Source organism: Rhodococcus sp. (in: high G+C Gram-positive bacteria) (assembly GCF_049591685.1).
Classification (GTDB): domain Bacteria; phylum Actinomycetota; class Actinomycetes; order Mycobacteriales; family Mycobacteriaceae; genus Rhodococcoides.
The window spans coordinates 1-4,431 of the sequence record NZ_JBAWFH010000501.1 but is presented as its reverse complement, the minus strand read 5'-3'; the positions used below and the strand labels follow the sequence as shown (position 1 = coordinate 4,431).

Annotated in this window: 6 protein-coding genes; 2 read left to right on the top strand and 4 right to left on the bottom strand. The window is 63.4% G+C overall.

Going from position 1 to position 4,431, the window contains the following annotated elements; all coding sequences use genetic code 11:
• Positions 1-249 (top strand): ribonucleotide reductase barrel domain-containing protein (locus tag WBQ44_RS20670; protein ID WP_495568538.1); only part of this gene is annotated, 249 nt, incomplete at its 5' end.
• A 48-nt stretch (positions 250-297) separates the two neighbouring features.
• Complete coding sequence (gene nrdF, locus WBQ44_RS20665) at positions 298-1,299, top strand: class 1b ribonucleoside-diphosphate reductase subunit beta (RefSeq protein ID WP_121114253.1); 1,002 nt, start codon at positions 298-300, stop codon at positions 1,297-1,299.
• Between the two features lie 29 nt (positions 1,300-1,328).
• Here the strand turns inward: nrdF and WBQ44_RS20660 are convergent, their stop codons facing one another.
• The 4 genes from WBQ44_RS20660 to WBQ44_RS20645 all read right to left on the bottom strand — a co-directional run bounded on the left by WBQ44_RS20660 (position 1,329) and on the right by WBQ44_RS20645 (position 4,082).
• Positions 1,329-1,541, bottom strand: a complete 213-nt coding sequence (locus WBQ44_RS20660; protein ID WP_495568537.1) for a type II toxin-antitoxin system antitoxin — start codon at positions 1,539-1,541, stop codon at positions 1,329-1,331.
• Between the two features lie 3 nt (positions 1,542-1,544).
• A complete protein-coding gene (locus tag WBQ44_RS20655) occupies positions 1,545-2,462 on the bottom strand; it encodes an SPFH domain-containing protein (protein ID WP_495568536.1) in 918 nt (305 codons plus the stop codon).
• 83 nt (positions 2,463-2,545) lie between these two features.
• Complete coding sequence (locus WBQ44_RS20650) at positions 2,546-3,019, bottom strand: NUDIX hydrolase (RefSeq protein WP_495568535.1); 474 nt, start codon at positions 3,017-3,019, stop codon at positions 2,546-2,548.
• Position 3,020: 1 nt separating this feature from the next.
• Positions 3,021-4,082 (bottom strand): ABC transporter substrate-binding protein, encoded by a 1,062-nt coding sequence (locus tag WBQ44_RS20645; protein WP_495568534.1) that lies wholly within the window; start codon positions 4,080-4,082, stop codon positions 3,021-3,023.
• Positions 4,083-4,431 lie beyond the last annotated feature (349 nt).

Here is a 4,431-nt window from a genome sequence, read left to right as displayed (position 1 = left end):
GAGTACTACCAGGACGCGTACGAAATCGGGTACGAGAAGATCATCGACACCTACGCCGCCGCCACTCAGCACGTCGACCAGGGCCTGTCCCTGACGCTGTTCTTCAAGGACACCGCCACGACGCGCGACATCAACAAGGCTCAGATCTACGCATGGCGCAAGGGCATCAAGACGCTTTACTACATCCGTCTGCGTCAAATGGCCCTCGAAGGCACCGAGGTGGAGGGTTGCGTTTCGTGCATGCTGTGAGCGGCGCTCTCTGATCTACTCCCAACTGAACTCATCCAAGGACATCTCATGACCGCTGCACCGCACTCGCCCGCGGACGGGGCAAAGATCAAGCTGATCGATCGCGTCTCGGCCATCAACTGGAACCGCGTTCAGGACGACAAGGACTCCGAGGTCTGGGAGCGTCTCACCAGCAACTTCTGGCTGCCGGAGAAGGTGCCCGTCTCCAACGACATTCCGTCGTGGGGAACGCTGAACGCCGTCGAGAAGCAGCTGACGATGCGGGTGTTCACCGGTCTGACGCTGCTCGACACCATTCAGGGGACGGTGGGAGCGGTCAGCCTCATTCCCGACGCGATCACCCCGCACGAGGAAGCGGTGTACACCAACATCGCGTTCATGGAGTCGGTGCATGCCAAGAGCTACAGCTCGATCTTCTCCACCCTGAGCTCGACACGCGACATCGACGACGCGTTCCGCTGGTCCGAGGAGAACGTCAACCTGCAGCGCAAGGCCGAGATCGTCCTCGACTACTACAAGGGCGACGACCCACTCAAGCGCAAGGTGGCGTCGACTCTGCTGGAGTCGTTTCTGTTCTACTCGGGCTTCTACCTGCCGATGTACTGGTCTTCGCGGGCCAAGCTCACCAACACGGCAGACCTCATCCGACTCATCATTCGTGACGAGGCCGTGCACGGGTACTACATCGGCTACAAGTACCAGAAGGGTCTCGAGAAGGTCAGCGAGGCGCAGCGCGAAGAACTCAAGAACTACACGTTCGAGTTGCTGTTCGAGTTGTACGACAACGAGGTCGAGTACACCCAGGACCTGTACGACGAGATCGGCCTCACCGAGGACGTCAAGAAGTTCCTGCGGTACAACGCGAACAAGGCGCTCAACAACCTCGGCTACGAGGGTCTCTTCCCCAAGGACGAGACCGACGTGAACCCGGCGATTCTGTCGGCACTGTCTCCCAATGCCGACGAGAACCACGACTTCTTCTCCGGGTCCGGATCGTCGTACGTCATCGGCAAGGCAGTCAACACCGAAGACGACGACTGGGACTTCTAGATTCACGGAGTTCGGGCAAGGCCCCTCGGCTAGGAGCCGGGGGGCCTTCCCGGTTTCCGAATCTTGCTCGCTTCCTTGGGCATTCGCCCCTGCTCGGTGAGCGCACGACGAAGTAGGAATTCGATCTGCGCATTGGTGCTGCGTAGCTCGTCGCCCGCCCAGCGGGCCAACGCATCGTGCACCGCCGGGTCCAGCCGCAGGAGTATTTTCTTACGCTCCGGCCTTTCACGATCAACAGGCATGAGCTAGTGGTACAGCGATCCGGTGTTCACCACGGGCTGAGTATCGCGATCGCTACAGAGAACGACGAGAAGGTTCGACACCATGGCGGCCTTGCGTTCTTCGTCGAGCTCGACGACGTGCTTGTCCTCGAGCTTCGTGAGCGCCATCTCGACCATTCCCACCGCACCTTCGACGATCAGCTGACGCGCGGCGATGACGGCGCCCGCCTGTTGGCGTCGGAGCATCGCCTGGGCGATCTCGGGCGAGTAGGCAAGCCTGTTGATGCGCGTTTCGACGATTTCGACGCCGGCCGAGCGCACGCGTGCGTGCACTTCTTCGCTCATGGCCAGAGTGATCTCGTCTGCGTTCTCGCGCAACGAAGTTCGATCGGCCGCATCGTAGGGGTAGCTGCCGGCGATGTGCCGGACCGCGGATTCCGACTGGACGGCGACGAATTCTTCGTAGTCGTCGACCTGGAACGACGCGAGCGCCGTGTCGGCTACCTGCCACACGATGATGGCCGAAATCTCGATGGGGTTGCCGTCGGCGTCGTTGACCTTGCTCTGTCCGGTCTCGTGATTGCGAACGCGCGTCGAGATGGCTCGGCGGAGTGTCAGTGGATTGGTCCAGCGCAGTCCGGGGGTGCGCAGTGTTCCGCTGTACGAACTGCCGAGGAGCTGCAGAACGCGCGCCTGGTTCGGCTGCACGAGGGTCAGGCCGCCGAGTACCGGAAGCGAGCCGACGAAGAGGACGACACCGACGGCAACGAGCCAGGTGAGAGCGAAGACGAGTCCGAGCACGAAGGCGGCGATACCTCCGAAGAACAGCACAAGTCCGACGCCGAGCATCGACCAGCCGGGCAGATCCCAGCCGGGGCGCTCGGCGATAGTGGTGGTGGGTGTTCCGGTGGGCTTTTCGGACACGGTGTCGGGTAGGGACATGGAAGCCTCCTTGTTGGCCAAGTGATAGTAAAGTGATATCACATTTCAGGCCGAGGCGGAGTTCCGAGGGATCGAACGGTGGGTCAACGCACGAACCAGGCCTCGTCGGCGCCGCTCAATGCTTTCTCGATACGCAATCGGGAACTGGTGGTCATATCGAGTGGCAGCGAACCGACATCGAACCACGCGACGTCGAGGTTCTCGTTGTCGGAGACGCGCGCCGCGCCTGCCGTGTGCCGCGCGAGGAAGGTGATGTCGAGGTACTGCGCAACATCACCGTTGGGGTATGTGATCGGTTCGGTCACGTCCACGCTGGTGATCCGAACGAGTTCTGCATCGACGCCCGTTTCCTCGAGTATCTCGCGGAGTGCCGCAGGGCCGGGCTCCTCGCCGGGTTCGAGAATTCCGGAGACGACTGCCCACTGCCCGTTGTCACGTCGACGGGTGAGTAGTACTCGGCCGTTCGAATGTTGCACGACGGCGCTGACGCCCGACAGCCACAACGGTGCGTGGCCGACCTTGCTGCGCAGGTCGAGTACGAACTCGGGTACTGGCACGTCAAGACACGTAGGCGTTGAGCGAGTTCGTCACATCGGCGAGTATCGCCCGCGCGGCGACGATGCCGCTGCCGGACCACACGGTGTCGTCCACCGCGAACACTCGTCCGTCCTTCACCGAACCGAGCTGAGCCCACGGATCACTCGCCATGACCGTGGTGCCGAACGTCTCGCCGTCGTCTCCGTCGAACCTGACGTAGACGATGTCGCCTTCTGCCGCAGCCACGTCGTCCGCCGCAATGACGACGGGCTCGCCGCGCTGAGTCGGTGGCCGCTGAACGCCGACTTCGCCCAAGACCTCGCCTGCAAACGACGCGGTCCCGTCGGTGACGATCGAATCGGAACGAAACCGCACGACGGAGGCCTGAGTCTGATCCGCGTCGACCGCGCGCCCCACCTGTTCGGCGTCGGCGGTGAAGCGCGCCAGCTCGTCGAACGCAGTTGCCCCGCGCCCCAGCACGGCGGCGGACTGGAGGAAGGTGCCCTTCCAGCCGTTGTCCGACGAGGTGAAGACCGTCGGCGCGATGTCGGCAAGGTCGTCGTACACATCCGCACCCAACGCGTCCGAGCCGATGATCAGATCGGGGGAGAGGGCCGCGACAGCAGCGATGTCCGGCGCGCCCACGGGCCCGACTGGAGGGATTTCCGAAATTCCGACACCCAAATACAACTCCTGGTCGCCGTCTCCGCGGAAGTACGGATCGAGTGTCGCGGCGCCGACGACCCGCTCCCACACTCCGAGGGCGCACGTGGCGTCGAGTGACGCCGCGTCGAGCACGACGATGCGCGTCGGGTCCGCCGGTACCTCGGTGATGCCCTCGCTGTGTCCGACGGGACGCACTGCGCCCTCGATCCCGGTGGGATCCAGGGGAGCGGGTGCCGGGCACAACCCGGTGGTCTCGCGGTCGTTGCCGACCACGCCGGCGCCGGCGATCTTGGTGGTACTGCGAACGATGGTCGACGCGGCGTCCTCGGAAGCGGCCGAGCTACTGCACCCGGAGAGAGCGACGAGTGCCCCGGCGGCGAGAGCGACGACGACATTTCGCACAGGAGAACTTCGCACAGAAGATTGGATGGGCAACTCGTACGTTCCTAACGGGAGTGGGATGCCGTCACACCCTATCGAGGTCGAACGGACGACGCGGCGCACGTCCCTGTTGCTGGTGCGGGACCGCAATACGACACACGGTAGGACCGGTTCGGCATGCTCGAAGTAGACGGTCTACGATTCCAGTAGCGCAAGACACCAGGACGTCCCGCACCATGTTCGGAGCACGGACGCATCTTCAGGAGGATCAGTGACTGCCCTAGCGCCCAGGCCCACTCCCGCTGCTCCAGCGGCGAGGCCTTTTCCGCCGCGGATGGGACCGAAGGGTTCGTTCCTTCACAAGGCGGTGACGACGACCGACCCC

Excerpts from the sequence above, each read along its gene's own strand:
- nrdF (WP_121114253.1), top strand. The coding sequence starts at position 298 with ATGACCGCTGCACCGCACTCGCCCGCGGACGGGGCAAAGATCAAGCTG.
- WBQ44_RS20660 (WP_495568537.1), bottom strand. The coding sequence starts at position 1,541 with ATGCCTGTTGATCGTGAAAGGCCGGAGCGTAAGAAAATACTCCTGCGG.
- WBQ44_RS20655 (WP_495568536.1), bottom strand. The coding sequence starts at position 2,462 with ATGTCCCTACCCGACACCGTGTCCGAAAAGCCCACCGGAACACCCACC.